The following is a 13409-nucleotide window of genomic DNA, read 5'->3' on the forward strand; positions in this document are numbered from 1 at the left end:
GTCAGGCGGCTTCGGGGTCGGGTAGATGCAGGTCGAAGATCGGCCGCGGGGCGGGCGCGGGTTTGACCAGCTCCGGGAACGGGTTCGGATGGTCGCCGTCTGGGCCGACGCAGTCGGGGACGGTGCACCAGTGCAGGCCCTGCCATGTCACTCCGCCCCAGGCCGTGAGCGCGGTGGAGGCCAAGCCGCGGGCGAGCGCGTTGAAGGCCTCCGCGCAGTGCTTGCCGCCGAACTGGAGCGCGTCGCCATGGGAGCCGACGGTCTCGGCCGAGTCGCCAGCGACTGCGCTGAGGGCCGCTGGACTCCAGTGCCGCATCTCGACCATGTGCATGGGCACGGCCAGTCGCAGCGTCTCCAGCAGCACGAACCGCTGTATGTCCGCCGCCTCGTCCATCACGCTGCCACCCCCGCCCGCTGCCGCTTCCGCAGGTGCGCGGAGATCGTGTGCTGTTGGGTCGGTTCGGTGGTGCGGCGCCGGTCGCGCCAGCCGCGGCGCGGGGTTTCGCCCTCCCACCACAAGGCCAGAATTGCGTTCCGTGCGTGCCGCACCTGCGCGTAGAACGTGGCCCGACTCAGACCGAGATCGTCTGCGGCAGCCTGGTAGTCGTCGTGGGCGGCGAGCGCAAGCAGGGCAGCTTGGAAGCGAGGCGCGAGACGGGGCCAGATCTGCGAGAGCGCGAGCCGCTCGACTACCGGCTCTTCGGGGGAGGCCGTGTGTCTGGCGATCGTGTTCCAGTAGGCGTGGAAGTGCGGCACGTCGTCGCGGCCGGTGTAGTTGTCGCCGCGGGCACGGGGGATGCCGCGGTGCTGCATGTCACGGCGGGTGCAATCGTCGGCGGCCCGCCACGCAGCCTGGACGATGTCGCGCGGAGCAGGCGGTCCTTCGGCGCTGTAGAGGAGTTCGACGGCGGCGTGCCAGCCGGCGGCGTAACGCTCGTCGGCGTCACAGGCCGCGTACCAGGGGTTCCGCTGGAGTCCGGTGCGAACGAGCTGATCAAGGTCGCGGAGGGTGTAGCCGTGCAGGACGGCCGGGCTGTTGGTCACAGGCTGATCCAGATGGCGGGCACGTCAGCGTCGTGCTCACGGGTGTCGTGATAGAAGTGCCAGGCGCCGTCGGACCGGTCCTCCATGTGGAGCCAGACCCGTTGCACGCTGAACTCGGGGTTGAAGTTCTTCCACCACGAGTCGAGCCGGCTGGAGTCGTAGAAACGGCCGCAGGCACGCAGTGCGGCGATAGCCCGCCGCGGATCGTCCGTCAAGGCGATTGGCCCGTCGTCCTCGTTGTCGATGATGCCCACGCCGTAGAAGCTGTCGAACCAGTCATCCGACGTGGGCTGGCGAGGAACGAACGGGTCAGGGTCGGCTTCGGAGGTGCCCGGCCGGCATCCGCCGAGTCCGTTGGACCACGGGTCCCCCTCGAAGGGGTCGGCGGTCGCTGCGCGCTTCCCGTGAAGCTGGATCAGGCACAGCAAGGCGTCCGCGTGGCAGGGCAGTGCCTCGGGGCACCAGCACATGAGGTCACGACCGGCCAACTCGCGCTTCGCCTGGTCGAGGAAGTGCTGCGGTTGGGCGTACAGCCAGGTTTGGTACAGCTCGACGGCGAGGGCGTGAGCGTCTCGCTGGTCGCGTGCGGGGATGCTCTCGCGGAGTCCGTCGGGGACGGTGGTGGTGCCGGCCCAGTTGACGGCCCAGCCGGTTTCGTCGGTGGTGCGGGCGACGACCCAAGAGTTGCCCCAGGGCGTGCCACGGCCGACGTACCTGGGCTTCCGGCCTTCGGCGTCGAGCGGGGCCTGCCAGCCGCGGGTGCGGCGGCGCTGGATACGGGTGGACATCACGCTGCCTCCCCTGCGGTGAGCGCCGGGTCGACCTCGGAGTGCGTGAACCGCACCGGAATTCCGAGGCTGCGGGCGTACTCGATCTCGGAGCGGGTCGAGGTGCCGATGTAGTCGCCGACGACGAGCACCTCGTCGGCCATGCGGATCTTCGCCTTGTGGAGCGGGTCGAGCATCTCCTTCAGCGCGTCGGCCTTCGCTTCGGTGTCCCACAGCGGGTGCGGGTCCTTGAGGTTGCAGCCGGGCTTGACGACGATCCGGCCCACCGCGGTCTCCCGAAGGTCGGCTTCCGCCATCTCGGCCATGAACCGCGTCGAGCCGCAGATGCAGACGATCGTCGGGATGTTGAGCCGCTCCTTCGCGTCGGCGAGCTTCTCCTCGGGCGTGAGCAGCTGGGGGTAGGACATGGGTTCTCCTTCGGGTTCAGGCGGCGGTGGTGCCGCGGTGATGGGTGCATGGCGCCGGGGCAACTCATGCGGCGGGCTGGGTCCGCGCGGCCATCAGCTCGTCAGAGGCGTCCGCGAGGGCCGCGGCCAGGCCGTACACGGCTGCCAATCCGTGGTCATTGAGACTCGTGGCAGCCAGCAGGCGACGGACGGCGGCGTAGGCGGAGAAGACGCTGAACCCTCCGGGGCTGAAGGTGCAGGCGCGGTGAGTCCCCCGGTCGAGCTGGCCGAGTTCGCGGCGCAAGGTTTCGGCGTTCTTGAGGCGGCGCCGGGTCTTGGCTTCGGTGGGGAGAAAGGCGCGGAGATCGTCGGCGTGCGGATGGTTAGGGTCGACCTCCCAGGCTTTCTCCGCGACCTGGGTGCGGTAGGCGCTGATCCGGGCGGTGGCGACGGCCCGCATGGTGGGGTAGGTCGCGTTCCACAGTTCGGCGATGCGGGTCGCGGTGGCCTCGTCGATGTGGCCGTGGTCTCGGACGGTGGCGGTGGTCAACATGACGGTCCTTTCAGGCGGCGGCTTCGTCTTCGTCGTCGGGCTGCGTGGCGTTGCCGGATAGCCAGGGCAGCCGCACGAACTCGAAGTGGTTCTCGAAGGCGCGGTAGAGCTGGGACTCGGGGTTGCCGCCGCAGGCCGGGCAGCGGCGGAGCCTCGGGCCTTCGACCCAGGTCGCGCGCCCGCAGCCGGAGCAACGGGTCATCCACGAGTTGTGGCGCCGGGTCGACGTCCAGCGGATGAAGCCGCCGTGGTTCCGGACGAGCTTCGACTTCGCCCTGTTCGGCCAATGGCCATAGGCCTCGTCGAGCCACGGGTTGATGGGCATCGGCGGGTGACCGACGATGACCATCTCGCCGCCGGGCCACCGACACGTGCAGGCCAGGGCCGGGCAGTCGCAGGCGAGCATCTCGCCGAGCTCGTAGGCCTTCTCGACGCGCGGGATGCCGGGGCCTTTGACCTCCAGCCACACGCCTATCTCGGTCAGGTGAAAGTCCGGCAGGTACTTCACGCCAGACGGCAGGGTGAAGGTCTCAGGCTCGTACTCCCAGGTGATGTGCAGCGAGTCCAGGGTGGCTGCCCAGCAGGCTTCGAGGAGAGACCTGAACTGGGTGTCGCGGTAGACGGTCGGCAGGGCTTCGATGGTGGTCTGGTCGTCGCGCTCCACGTCCGAGGTGCGGGCTGCACGCAGGTTCACGGTCGCTTCGCGGTCGGCGCAGTCCTGCGTGAACTGGGCAACCCAGCTCAGCCAGTCGTTCGACTCGGTCACCAGATCGCTCCTGTCTGCGAGTAGCCGGTGATGTCGTCGGTGTCGATGGGCTTGTAGATCACCCAGGGCCACTTGTCGCCGGCCTTGAGGAAGTGGGGCCACTCGCGTTCGTCGCGCTGCCCACGCCAAGGGACGACGCGCCGGCCGCGGCAGCCGTCGGCGTTCGAGGCGGATTTCTCGTCTTCGACGGGGCGGAGTCCGAAGCCGAACTCGGGCCAGCGCAGCCACAGGCTGGAGCCGAGCGGGCGCAGCGGCCGGTGAGTGGAGAAGCTGTTCTGGTGCGGGCTGTGGGCTTCCATGAGGACCGCACAGCCGGCGGTGGCGCGGGCCTCGTCGATGACCACACTGACCTTGCGGGCCAGTTCCTCGCTGTTCGGGTCGCCGGCGTGGAGCCGGTACACGGGCCCGATGATCAGCACGTCGGGTTTGATCTTCTCGACGCGGCGCATCATCCACGCCCGGTCCTTCGGCTTCGTCAGGTCCAGCCCAGACGGTTCGCACTCGATGTGGAACATGCCGCGCCGCACGGGCTGCTCGACGGCAGCAGCGGAGTCGAGGAGCGGTCGATACTTGCGGCGGGACGAGGACGCCGAGTTCTCGCAGTCGAGGACGAGGACACGGACAGGGTCGATGTACTCCCAGGTGCGGAACGGGTGCAGGCCTGCAGTGAGCGTGACGGCCATCTGCCGCAGCAGGGTCGACTTGCCGCCGCCCTCGGAGGCAGTGAGGATCAGCCGGTCGCCACGCTCAATGAGGCCGGGCACGATCCAGTCGTAGACGTCCTCGTGCTGGACGAAGTCGAGGATGTCCTCGGTGGGCAGGTCCTCGGCGGCCATGCCGCGGTCGCGCAGGTCGCGCGCCATGGTGACGGTGCGCTCGATGAGTTCGCTGGTCTCCCAGTCGGTGCTGTAGCCCATCTGGGCGACGCTGGTGCCCAACTCGATGAGGCCGCGACGCAGGGCCCGGTCCTGGACGATCTCCGCGTAGTACTCGCCGTTGGCGGCGGTGGGCACCATGCTCGGCAGGCTGGAGACGTAGGGCATTCCGCCGACGTGGACGAGTTCACCTGAGTCGGCGAGGTGCTTATTGAGGGTGATCGGGTCGATGGCTTCGCCGGCGGCCTGCATGCGGGCGATGGCGTTGTAGATCGTGGCGTGCCGGGGCTGGTAGAAGGCGGCCGGGTCGAGGATGTCGAAGATCTCGGTGCGGGCGCGGGCGGAGAGGATGCACGCGCCGAGGACGGACTGTTCGGCGCCGACGTCCTGGGGTGGCGTGCGCTCGAAGCTGTCGGGTGGGTAGTCGGGTACAGGGTCGAGTTCGATGGTCATCAGAAGATCCCTCGGTCTTCGGGGGTCTGGTAGGAGCCGACTGCGCGCAGGTGGGGTGTGGGCTTGCGCGCTGGGGTCCCCTCGGGCGGCTTGGGCGGGAGCTCTCGCCAGCCGGGCAGGAAGTACTTCGCGGAGGTGACCGGGGTGCGGGCGTTGGCGGCTGCGCGGTGGGCGTGGTCGACCATGGCGTCGATGCCGCTGCGGCGGATGATCGCGATGATCTGGAACCAGCTGTCGCCTTCCCAGGGCCAGCGGACTGAGAGGCCGCTGGCGGTCATGGTGTGGACGAGGGGGAGGACTTCGTCCGGGTAGCGGCTGTCGCTGCTGGCTTGCTCTTCGACCCTCTCTAGCTGGCTGGGTACTGGGAATGGGGAGTGTGGGCCGGATTCCGGCCCACTAGAGGGCCGGATTCCGGCCCACTCTGGGCCTGATTCCGGCCCACTAGCGTGATCATGGATTTCCGGTAGTGGGCCTGATTCCGGCCCACTAGGGGTGGGGATGGAGGGGTCTAGTGGGCCTGATTCCGGCCCACTAGATTTCGCCGGGCGGAGGTACCCGACGGCCTTTGGGAGCCGGTACAGGGACGCGCGGGTGCCCTTGCCGACCTCCATCAGTTCCAGCTCTCCTGAGTCCAGTGCCTTGCGGACTGCTTCCTTCGCCACCGACCGAGAGGCATTCAGCGCCTCCACGAAGTCGGCGTAGCTGAGCCGCACTTCGCACGCTGGGGTACGGACCGCGTCCGCCACCGCGAGCAGGGCGATACGCGGGTTCCCCTTCGACTGGGAGTGCTTCCACACCCAGTGCATGGCGTCCAAGGTCACGGCTGTCTTCTTCCTGCTCAGCTGGTGGTCAGTGGGTGGCTGGCGTGCTGGTGCGGGACGGCTGGCGGGGCGCGCAGGCTGGGCAGCGCCACCCGGCCGGAAACAGCCGGGCCTTCTTCCGGCACCGCGGCCGGCCGGCGTCGCTTTCGCCTGGGACGATGGGCTCCAGCACGGGCGGGACGGGCCGGCGCGGCGGCTCGGGGGCGGTCATGCGGCGGCCTGTTTCCGGTCGCGCTTTACGCCGGTGCGCCACTCCTGGACGATCTGACGCACGGTCGAGATGGACACCTCGCCTCCGAGGCGAGTGAAGATCTGCTCCGGGCTGTCGCCGCACCAGGCGAGGTGCTCGATCTCCTCGCGTCGGAGCTTGGCCCGCTCGTGGAAGTTGAGGACGCGGTCCGCGGCCTCCGGGTCGAAAGCCGGGTCGTCGATGTGGCCGTAGTCCTCCCACCACTGGGGGTCCCGCCAGCCCTTGGCGCGCGCCACGTTTCGGGTGCGCGTCGTGTGCTTGTTCTTCGGCGCCGGATTGAACGCGAGACGCTCGTAGGCGGCGGCGATGCGGTCGGCGAGGTCTCGGCGGATGGTCGGCTGCCGGCCGTTGGCGATGGAAATGACGCGGTTCGTGCAGGTGCCTGCGGCCTGGCAGATGGCGGCGTAGGAGTGCCCGGCGCATGCCAGGGCTTGGAGGCGCCTGGTGGAGCCGGTGGCGTCGATGTACTGGCCGGGGTCGCCCTTGGTGGGAATGGCGACGGCGAGGATCTTCGCCTCGGTCTCGTGCCGGATCTTCGTGCGCTGTCCGTTGTAGATCTGAACGAGGTTGCTGAACCAGATTCCAGTGGCGGCGGCGAGGGTGTCCCAACCCATGGTCTGGTGGAGCTCCCGCAGATGTGCCTGTGCTTTCGCCGGGTCGGTGAAGGGGCTGCGTCCGAGTTCGTGGTTGAGTCGGAGCTGCTTCTGGTGCCGGTTGCGGGCTTTGCGGCACGGGGTGCAGTGGCATCGGGGGTGACGCCCGGGGCTGCCGTAGCCGCGTGCCGTGGTCCCGTGGGCGGGCCGGGTGTGGGCGGTGGTGGTCACGTTCGGTTCTCCTTCCTGGCGGTGTCGGTGCGGGGTCCGGTGGGGTAGGCGCGGTCGCGATCCCAGCCGCCGGGCCGGTGGTGGCCGCGGATGGCGGCGCGTATGGCCCAGATGCCGGAGGCAGTGATGGCGGTGGCGAGGTACGCGGTGCCGGCGCTCATGCGGCCCTCCGCTCTGCTCGCGCAGCGGCGAGCCGGTTGGGCGCGAGCTTGTAGACCTTGATCGGCTTGCCGTGGGTACTCGGCGCGGTGGACGGCTCCTCGCCGACAACGATCAGCTGAACCGGGTTGCGGCGGCGGATCAGCGAGTGGAAGAACAGGCCAGCGGCGCCGTGAGCTATGTCGGGGAGGACGTTGCGGACGTCGTTCATGGAGAAGGGGCGGCCGTCGCCTCCGATGGCGTCGATGGCCTGGTTGAGGACGGCGGTGTCCCAGTCGGTGACGTTGGCGTAGAGGGCAGCGAGGGTCTGGTTGGCCTGCTCGCGGGCTTCGTCGGGCGTGATGGTCATGCCGCACCGTCCTCGCCGCTCGCAGTGATCTCGGCGACGGACAGCCGGGCCCGGTCGGGCACGATCTCGGCGTGGGCGGTGCCCTCGATCTCCTCGGCGGCGTAGGGCATGCCGTGGAGGACGTCGGCGGCGATGAGGCGGCACAGCTCGCCGGTGGCACGGGCGACGAGCATGGTCTGCGGCTGCTTCTTCCACTGGTCCTTGCCAGTGAGCCCGAGCTGCGCGGCGCGCTCGACGCTCCACTGCACGGTCTGCCAGTTCTCGGCGCCCTTCCGGCGGCCTCGCATGACGCAGTGCTCGGGCCCGGAGTCGACGAGCTCGATCTCGTGCCCGGCGGCCTGCACGAGGCCGCGCATCGCGTGCGCCCGGAGCGCGGGAGTGCCCTGGATGACGTCGATGGACTTCAGGGCGGCCATGGGCTTCAGGCCGAGCTCGTTGCCGGCGAGGATGACCGCGGTGACCTCTTCGGGCTTGCCTTTCAGGGCACCGGCGAAGGAGGTGCGGGCGATGGACTGGGCGACGGCGGCAGCCTGGCGGGCTTCCTGCGCCCACAGCAGCAGTGCGGAGGACTCCGGCCCGGCCTGGGGCTGCTGGATCGGCGGGGCGGCCGGTTCGGTACCGGTGGTGGCGATGTCGTTGGGCTCGTCGGGCAGGGCGAGTTCGTTCACGGGAGATACTCCTCCGCTTCGCGGATGGCTGCCCAGGTGGGCAGGTGGATGAAGGGGATGTCGTCGACGGGCCCGGTCCAGTCGGGCCACGTGTCGGTCGCGACGCAGTCGGCGAAGATGCGCAGGGCGCGCTCGTTCTTGGCGCGGCCGATGTCGCGCTCCTGCTGGTCGAGCTCGCGGACGGTGACCAGGTAGGGCGGGGTCTTCTGCTGGAACACGAAGACGAACCGGGCGCCGTGGGGCGCGAGGCCGGCGGCCTCGATGCCGTCGAGGTAGAGCGGGTCTTGCTGGTGGTAGCCGTACTTCTGGATGGCCTTGGCGACGGCTTCCGGGCTGGCGTCGGTGGTGGTCTTGTAGTCGACGCAGAGGGTCAGTCTGGGCAGCTGCTTGAGGTAGTCGGGCCGGCACCGGCAGCGGACGCCGGTGGCCGGGTCGGTCCAGAAGATGGAGCGCTCGGCGATGCCGCCTGCGAACAGCGACCCGGCCTGGTGGTGGCCGCGGATGGCGGCGGCCATCGCCTGTACCTGCTCGTACTCGTGGGCGAGGAGCGGCACCCGGCCGGCGGCGTATGCGGCGTCCCGCTTGTCGCGGGCGGCCTGTGTTTTCCAGTCCGCGGCGTCGACGACTTCGAGCGTGTGGCCTTCGCCGAGGACTTCGGCGTGGGCGGCGTTGCCAAGGTCGAACTCGCGCTTCGGCGGCCGCGGGTGGTCGCGGTCGTACCGGTACTGGGCGGGACAGCCAGGCGGCAGCAGCGCGCGCAGGCCGGTCGAGGAGATCGAGCCGCGGTCGGCGTGGTACTCGTCGGCCGACATGCCGTCGCGGATGACCGGCTTGTCGGCGCAGTCCTCGCACAGCCCGTCTCGGGTGAACGGACCGGCGGTGTCGCCGCAGCGGGCGCAGGCGAGGAGGCTCATCAGAACGGGTACTCCTCTCGAATGGGTCGGCGTGGCCAGAGGTGCAGTCGCCAGGTGCGGAGTTGGTTGAGGCACGGGCACGGCTCGTCGTAGGGGCTGTCGATCCACCAGGCCCGTCGTCCGCCCCGGCAGTGCGGGCAGTCCGGGTCGGGTTCTCGGGTGATCCACAGACCGCGGCGGTGGACCTCGATGTGCCAGCGGCCGAGTCGGATGGGCATCGGTGCTCCGTTTCAGGCATGGGGGTGCCGTGGCCGCGGCGTTCGCGGTCGGGGTGGTGGGTGGTGCGCCGGGCCGGCGGGCGGGTCACCGCCGGCCCGGCGGGATCAGGCGGCGGGCGCCTTGTGGTGGGTGCAGGTGCCGTAGAAGCAGGACTTGGCCTGCTCGCCCCACTGCTGCCTGGTCAGGAGCTCGATGCGGTAGCCCTGCCGGGTCTGCCGGTCGCGATCCCGCTGGCGGGGCGTGAAGTTGCGGTGGGACTGCTCGGAGTCGACAGCCAGGTCGCCGTGCTCGGATCCGACCGCACAGTTGGCCGGGTCGAACAGGACCCAGAAGCAGGCGCGCAGCGGGTACAGCTGGCCGTCGATCTCGACCTTCAGCTCAGGCATCGCTGGCCTCCTTGGTGCCCCAGGCCTCGCAGGCGGTGTTGAGTTCGTCGGCCTGGTCCCACGAGTCGCCGATGATTCCGCCGCTCCAGTCGATCCCGCCGATCTCGAATGGGTCGACCTTGATGCGGCGGTCGATGACGTGCCGCGTGGCTTCGACGACGGCGGCGGGGCTCGCGTATCCATACACCGGCAGGACCACCGGGACCTCGTTGCTGCCGTCGGCCTGCCGCTTGGCGAACTGCCAGTAGGGGCCCTTGTCCGGCTCACCGTCCTCGGCTTCGATGCCGGTGTGCCACTCCCAGATGAGGAGCGGCCCGTGCCGCCATGCGGTGCCGGCCGGGATCTCATCGTCGTCGAGGCTGTAGGTGCCGGAGGGGTCGAGTTCGAGGACGGCGCGGAGGTAGCAGTAACTGCCGCGGGTGTCGCTGTCGTCGGTGAAGTACTCGACGGGTTCCAGCCCGGCGGTGGTGAGAGCGTCCATCACGGCCTCGATGTACGGGGCGTGCGGGAGGGTGGTCACTTGGTCTCCTTGCTGATGCGGGCGCAGTACGCCTCGTAGCCCTCGGTGAGCCCGGCTTCGACGGAGGCGATGTCGTCGGCGTCGGTGGCCCCGTCGGGGGCCTGGTGGCGGGGCAGGCGCAGGGCGCGGATGAGTCCGGCTCCTATGGCGGCCCGGGTTTCCGGCGGCTCGTCGGCGAGGTCGCGGAGGACGTCCGCGAGGACCGCGGGCTGCTCCGGGAGGATCGCAGTCACGCGGCGACCTCCGCGGGCTTCCGCGCGGCGTCGTACTGGCCGATGCCCCACTGGATCGCGTGGCAGGCCCACAGGAAGTCAGACCTGTAGTCGTGGAAGTCCCACTCCCACACGTCGCTGAACTCGTAGCCCTGGTGGGCAAAGGCCTCCAGTACGTTGCGGGCCTGGTGTTCGTCGCTGAGGTCTTCGTCAAGGACCCAAGTTCGGAGCGCCTTGCCGGTGCCGGCCGGGACGCCGCCGTTCCAACGGGCGTCTTCGGTGAACTGCTCGATGACGCGCTGGCGGAGCAGGTTCTCCGAGTACTCCTTGACCGAGCGGCGTCCGCCGTCCCGGCCCAGCTTCTCGGCCCAGTAGTGCGGGTTGATGCCCCACCGGCGGTCCGCGCGGAAGAACTTGAACATGTCGTCCAGGCGGCTGAACGTGTGCGGGTCGCCGTAGTCGCCGCGGATGGTGAGGCTGCCGGGCCAGGTGACCAGCTCGAACCAGAACTCGCTGGACCGGGGGTTCATGAACCGTAGGTGCCGGTACAGGCCCTCGTCGTGCAGGACGGTCATCTCGTGGTTGGCGGTGTCGCGGGCGAAGCGGGCAGCGATCTCGGGGTAGTCGTTCATCGCGTCCCTCCGGGGGTCCAGCCGGGGTAGTCGTCGGTGGTGGAGCAGCGCTCGGGGTGGCGGATGAGTTCGAGGCCGAGCGTGTAGGCGATGCGGTCGGAGGGGCTGTGGCTGGCCTCTCGGGCGGCGAGGAGGACGTCGCAGCTACGCTTGCGGCGGATCAGTTCCTGCCGGGTGACGGCCGGCGCCGGGCGGGTCGGGGAGGTCATCGGGCCGCCTCCTCGGTGTCCGGGCCCACCGCGGTGTTGTGGGCGTGCTGCGCCTCGGCGATCATCCGCCACGTGCCGCACGCCTTTTCCACCTCGGCGAGCGTCTCCGTGGGCGGTCCGAACCGGTCGGCGGCGTCCTTCAGCTCGTCAAGGAATTCGGCCAGGTCCTCGTCGTCCATCAGCACGGCCCACGGAAGTGCGGGCGGATAGTTCTCGGCCTGGCCCTGCGACTCCTCGATGTCCGGCCCGCCGAGGAACCGCTTCAGCGCGGCGTCTCCCTCGCCAGACTTGGCGTCCTTGCGTTGGAGCTGGCCGATCAGGTAGCGGCGCTGGGCTCGCAGCCGGTCGATCTCGGCGAGCAGCGCGGGCACATCCTCGCGGGCGCCGGCGATGAACGCGGCGTCTGCTCGTGCACCGTCGGGGTCCTCGGCTCGGCAGGTCTCCCCGACCCAAGAGGAGAGACCGGGCTCGTACTCGGCGCCCTGGTAGATCTCCCAAAGGTCGGTGCACCACGGGCCGGGGGTGGCGGCCTCGGCGCGGGTCCGGATCTCCTGCTCGCGCTCGGGCGTCAGCGGGGCGGTCACCGGTGCCCCCTCTCGACCGCGTTGGCGGCCAGGTTCAGGGCGTGTGCGACGGCCTTGCCCTCGTCGTCGGTCGGGTTGCGCGGTGCGTAGGAGCGGACGATGCCGGCGGCGCCCTCGCGGACGGCCTGCGCGACCTCGGCACGGAACTCGGCGATGAGTGCCTGAGCGTCCGCGTTCGTGTGGGTGGCGTGGAGGGCGTTCGCGATGCGCTCGCTGGCGGGCAGCGCCTTCTCAGCGGCGACCTTCGCGCGGACTCGGCGCTTCGCCTCTTCGCGGGGGTTCGGGTGACTGGATGAGATCATGGGTGGTGGTCCACCTCTCTGTGATCGTGGATGTGTGGGTGGATCTGCGGGCCGTCCCGGGCTTGGCGGTTACGGGGCGGTCCCGCGCCGCTCAGGCGGCGATGGGCTCGACGGTGTTCCGGGCGTTCTCGCGACGGATGTCGTCGAGGGTGAAGGTGATCCGGCGGCCGTCGAGGTGGTGGATCACCTGGCGCCGGTAGCACTTCTCCTTGAGGACTCGGGCGCTCGTGTAGGGGAGGAGCTTGAGCTCGATGACTTCCTCCGGGGTGTAGCGCCGCAGCTCTGCCTCGTCGGTCGTGGTGGTCTTGCCGGTCTTGGTCGCCGCCCCAGTCGTGGCCTTCGCCTTGGTGGGGGGCGCCTTCGTGGCCTTGGCGGTCACGTTTTCTCCTCGTGGGTGATTGCGTCCGTGGGGACGCTGAGTGCGGTTGCGACCTTCCGGACCGGCCCGTCGTCCGGCTCGCGGATGTGCCCCCTCTCCAGGCGGGAGAGGTAGCCCCGGTTCAAGCCGGTCTGCTGTTCAAGCGCGCGCAGGCTCATGTTTCGAGCCTCGCGGATCGCCCGTATTGCGGGTCCGTTCGGTCTCACAGCTCGAAATCTAAGCTCAGTTTCGCTACGAAGGCAAGCGGTGCGACTACGTTGAGGCTTGATTTTCAAGCCGTGCACTGAGTGACAAGAGGGGTGTTCAGGGCATATATCAGCCATCCGATGCAACCCAGAACGCTTGAAATTGGACCTCTTGCGCAGGTCAAAGCGCGAGATTCGGGCTTATGGGTTGCAGATATCTAGGGCATGATGTGAGCCATGGACCGCGACTGGAAGCGCCTCGGGATGGCACTGCAGGCCGCCCGCACTGAGCACCTTGGACTCCCGCAGGATGAGCTGGCTGCCGAGCTGGCCACCAGCCGCTCGACTGTCCAGGCCATCGAGCGAGGCGACTCGCGCAAGAAGCCGTCCCAGACGATCCGGGCCTACGCCCGCCGTGTCGGCTGGACGGACGACAGCGTCGACCGTGTGCTGGCCGGGGGAGACCCGGCGTTCCGGACGTCCCAGGCGTCCGCCGAACCTGCGCGGGCTGCCGACATCCCGGCTGTAGCCGCGGACGCCGGCCTGCCGCTCCGCATCGCCGACGAGCTTGCCGAGGGCTCGCTACTCGACACCGCGGTGATCCCGCTGGGAGGCGATGCGCGCATGGTCGTCGTCGTGAAGGGCACCCCAGGGGCCACCCCGGAAGAGATCCGTCGGGGCCTGGAGGCGTGGCGGCGGGCTCAGCCGCAGCTGCAGGAATTGGATGAGACCACTGACGCTGAGTCGTCGAAAACGGCCGAGATGTAGCACAGAGCTATGTAACTCGCGCCAACCTCTCCACATGTGACACATATGTGTGGTTGCATGACCAGAGCTGGACAACGGGGGCCACCGAGAACAGTGGGGGTGGCCGATGTGTGTCCATGTACTTCTCGCCGAGAGCCTTCCGGTCCTGGTCTGGGTCGACCGG

Annotated in this window: 24 protein-coding genes; 1 reads left to right on the forward strand and 23 read right to left on the reverse strand. The window is 69.5% G+C overall.

Annotated elements, in window-relative coordinates; genetic code table 11:
* Window position 1: 1 nt before the first annotated feature.
* From NQO67_RS20825 to NQO67_RS20935, 23 genes are all read right to left on the reverse strand, one after another.
* Window positions 2-394 carry a hypothetical protein gene (locus tag NQO67_RS20825; protein WP_255951589.1) on the reverse strand — a complete coding sequence of 131 codons (393 nt, stop codon included), beginning with the start codon at window positions 392-394 and terminating at the stop codon, window positions 2-4.
* Window positions 394-1044: a hypothetical protein gene (locus NQO67_RS20830; RefSeq protein WP_255951590.1), complete on the reverse strand. Its 651-nt coding sequence runs from the start codon at window positions 1042-1044 to the stop codon at window positions 394-396. The genes NQO67_RS20825 and NQO67_RS20830 overlap by 1 nt, the downstream gene beginning before the upstream one ends.
* A complete protein-coding gene (locus NQO67_RS20835; RefSeq protein ID WP_255951591.1) occupies window positions 1041-1832 on the reverse strand; it encodes a DUF4326 domain-containing protein in 792 nt (263 codons plus the stop codon). The genes NQO67_RS20830 and NQO67_RS20835 overlap by 4 nt, the downstream gene beginning before the upstream one ends.
* Window positions 1832-2239 (reverse strand): hypothetical protein, encoded by a 408-nt coding sequence (locus NQO67_RS20840; protein WP_255951592.1) that lies wholly within the window; start codon window positions 2237-2239, stop codon window positions 1832-1834. The genes NQO67_RS20835 and NQO67_RS20840 overlap by 1 nt, the downstream gene beginning before the upstream one ends.
* A gap of 64 nt (window positions 2240-2303) precedes the next feature.
* A complete protein-coding gene (locus tag NQO67_RS20845) occupies window positions 2304-2771 on the reverse strand; it encodes a hypothetical protein (RefSeq protein ID WP_255951593.1) in 468 nt (155 codons plus the stop codon).
* A 10-nt stretch (window positions 2772-2781) separates the two neighbouring features.
* The gene (locus tag NQO67_RS20850; RefSeq protein WP_255951594.1) at window positions 2782-3537 is read right to left on the reverse strand and encodes a PDDEXK family nuclease; all 756 of its coding nucleotides are present in this window, start codon (window positions 3535-3537) and stop codon (window positions 2782-2784) included.
* Window positions 3534-4865 (reverse strand): DnaB-like helicase N-terminal domain-containing protein, encoded by a 1332-nt coding sequence (locus NQO67_RS20855; protein ID WP_255951595.1) that lies wholly within the window; start codon window positions 4863-4865, stop codon window positions 3534-3536. Before NQO67_RS20855 ends, NQO67_RS20850 begins: the two co-directional genes overlap by 4 nt.
* Window positions 4865-5143: a hypothetical protein gene (locus NQO67_RS20860; RefSeq protein WP_255951596.1), complete on the reverse strand. Its 279-nt coding sequence runs from the start codon at window positions 5141-5143 to the stop codon at window positions 4865-4867. Before NQO67_RS20860 ends, NQO67_RS20855 begins: the two co-directional genes overlap by 1 nt.
* Window positions 5144-5893: 750 nt before the next feature.
* Entirely contained in the window at window positions 5894-6760 is an 867-nt protein-coding gene (locus tag NQO67_RS20865) for a hypothetical protein (protein WP_255951597.1), read from the reverse strand.
* Entirely contained in the window at window positions 6757-6921 is a 165-nt protein-coding gene (locus NQO67_RS20870; protein ID WP_255951598.1) for a hypothetical protein, read from the reverse strand. Before NQO67_RS20870 ends, NQO67_RS20865 begins: the two co-directional genes overlap by 4 nt.
* Window positions 6918-7268, reverse strand: coding sequence for a hypothetical protein (locus NQO67_RS20875; RefSeq protein ID WP_255951599.1), 351 nt, complete (start codon window positions 7266-7268; stop codon window positions 6918-6920). Before NQO67_RS20875 ends, NQO67_RS20870 begins: the two co-directional genes overlap by 4 nt.
* Window positions 7265-7936, reverse strand: coding sequence for a hypothetical protein (locus NQO67_RS20880; protein ID WP_255951600.1), 672 nt, complete (start codon window positions 7934-7936; stop codon window positions 7265-7267). Before NQO67_RS20880 ends, NQO67_RS20875 begins: the two co-directional genes overlap by 4 nt.
* Window positions 7933-8850: a PD-(D/E)XK nuclease-like domain-containing protein gene (locus NQO67_RS20885; RefSeq protein ID WP_255951601.1), complete on the reverse strand. Its 918-nt coding sequence runs from the start codon at window positions 8848-8850 to the stop codon at window positions 7933-7935. Before NQO67_RS20885 ends, NQO67_RS20880 begins: the two co-directional genes overlap by 4 nt.
* The gene (locus NQO67_RS20890; RefSeq protein ID WP_255951602.1) at window positions 8850-9068 is read right to left on the reverse strand and encodes a hypothetical protein; all 219 of its coding nucleotides are present in this window, start codon (window positions 9066-9068) and stop codon (window positions 8850-8852) included. Before NQO67_RS20890 ends, NQO67_RS20885 begins: the two co-directional genes overlap by 1 nt.
* Window positions 9069-9173: 105 nt before the next feature.
* Window positions 9174-9455, reverse strand: coding sequence for a hypothetical protein (locus NQO67_RS20895; RefSeq protein WP_255951603.1), 282 nt, complete (start codon window positions 9453-9455; stop codon window positions 9174-9176).
* Window positions 9448-9975 carry a hypothetical protein gene (locus NQO67_RS20900; RefSeq protein ID WP_255951604.1) on the reverse strand — a complete coding sequence of 176 codons (528 nt, stop codon included), beginning with the start codon at window positions 9973-9975 and terminating at the stop codon, window positions 9448-9450. Before NQO67_RS20900 ends, NQO67_RS20895 begins: the two co-directional genes overlap by 8 nt.
* Window positions 9972-10208 (reverse strand): hypothetical protein, encoded by a 237-nt coding sequence (locus tag NQO67_RS20905; protein WP_255951607.1) that lies wholly within the window; start codon window positions 10206-10208, stop codon window positions 9972-9974. The genes NQO67_RS20900 and NQO67_RS20905 overlap by 4 nt, the downstream gene beginning before the upstream one ends.
* A complete protein-coding gene (locus NQO67_RS20910) occupies window positions 10205-10819 on the reverse strand; it encodes a hypothetical protein (RefSeq protein WP_255951608.1) in 615 nt (204 codons plus the stop codon). The genes NQO67_RS20905 and NQO67_RS20910 overlap by 4 nt, the downstream gene beginning before the upstream one ends.
* Window positions 10816-11028 carry a hypothetical protein gene (locus NQO67_RS20915; protein ID WP_255951609.1) on the reverse strand — a complete coding sequence of 71 codons (213 nt, stop codon included), beginning with the start codon at window positions 11026-11028 and terminating at the stop codon, window positions 10816-10818. Before NQO67_RS20915 ends, NQO67_RS20910 begins: the two co-directional genes overlap by 4 nt.
* Window positions 11025-11612, reverse strand: a complete 588-nt coding sequence (locus NQO67_RS20920; protein ID WP_255951610.1) for a hypothetical protein — start codon at window positions 11610-11612, stop codon at window positions 11025-11027. The genes NQO67_RS20915 and NQO67_RS20920 overlap by 4 nt, the downstream gene beginning before the upstream one ends.
* Window positions 11609-11914 (reverse strand): hypothetical protein, encoded by a 306-nt coding sequence (locus NQO67_RS20925; RefSeq protein ID WP_255951611.1) that lies wholly within the window; start codon window positions 11912-11914, stop codon window positions 11609-11611. The genes NQO67_RS20920 and NQO67_RS20925 overlap by 4 nt, the downstream gene beginning before the upstream one ends.
* Window positions 11915-12005: 91 nt before the next feature.
* A complete protein-coding gene (locus NQO67_RS20930) occupies window positions 12006-12293 on the reverse strand; it encodes a hypothetical protein (RefSeq protein WP_255951612.1) in 288 nt (95 codons plus the stop codon).
* Complete coding sequence (locus NQO67_RS20935; RefSeq protein ID WP_255951613.1) at window positions 12290-12616, reverse strand: helix-turn-helix domain-containing protein; 327 nt, start codon at window positions 12614-12616, stop codon at window positions 12290-12292. Before NQO67_RS20935 ends, NQO67_RS20930 begins: the two co-directional genes overlap by 4 nt.
* A gap of 99 nt (window positions 12617-12715) precedes the next feature.
* Here NQO67_RS20935 and NQO67_RS20940 point away from each other — a divergent pair, with 99 nt between their 5' ends.
* Window positions 12716-13246 (forward strand): helix-turn-helix domain-containing protein, encoded by a 531-nt coding sequence (locus tag NQO67_RS20940; protein ID WP_255951614.1) that lies wholly within the window; start codon window positions 12716-12718, stop codon window positions 13244-13246.
* Window positions 13247-13409 lie beyond the last annotated feature (163 nt).

Source organism: Streptomyces odontomachi, assembly GCF_024435355.1.
Taxonomy (GTDB): Bacteria; Actinomycetota; Actinomycetes; order Streptomycetales; family Streptomycetaceae; genus Streptomyces; species Streptomyces odontomachi.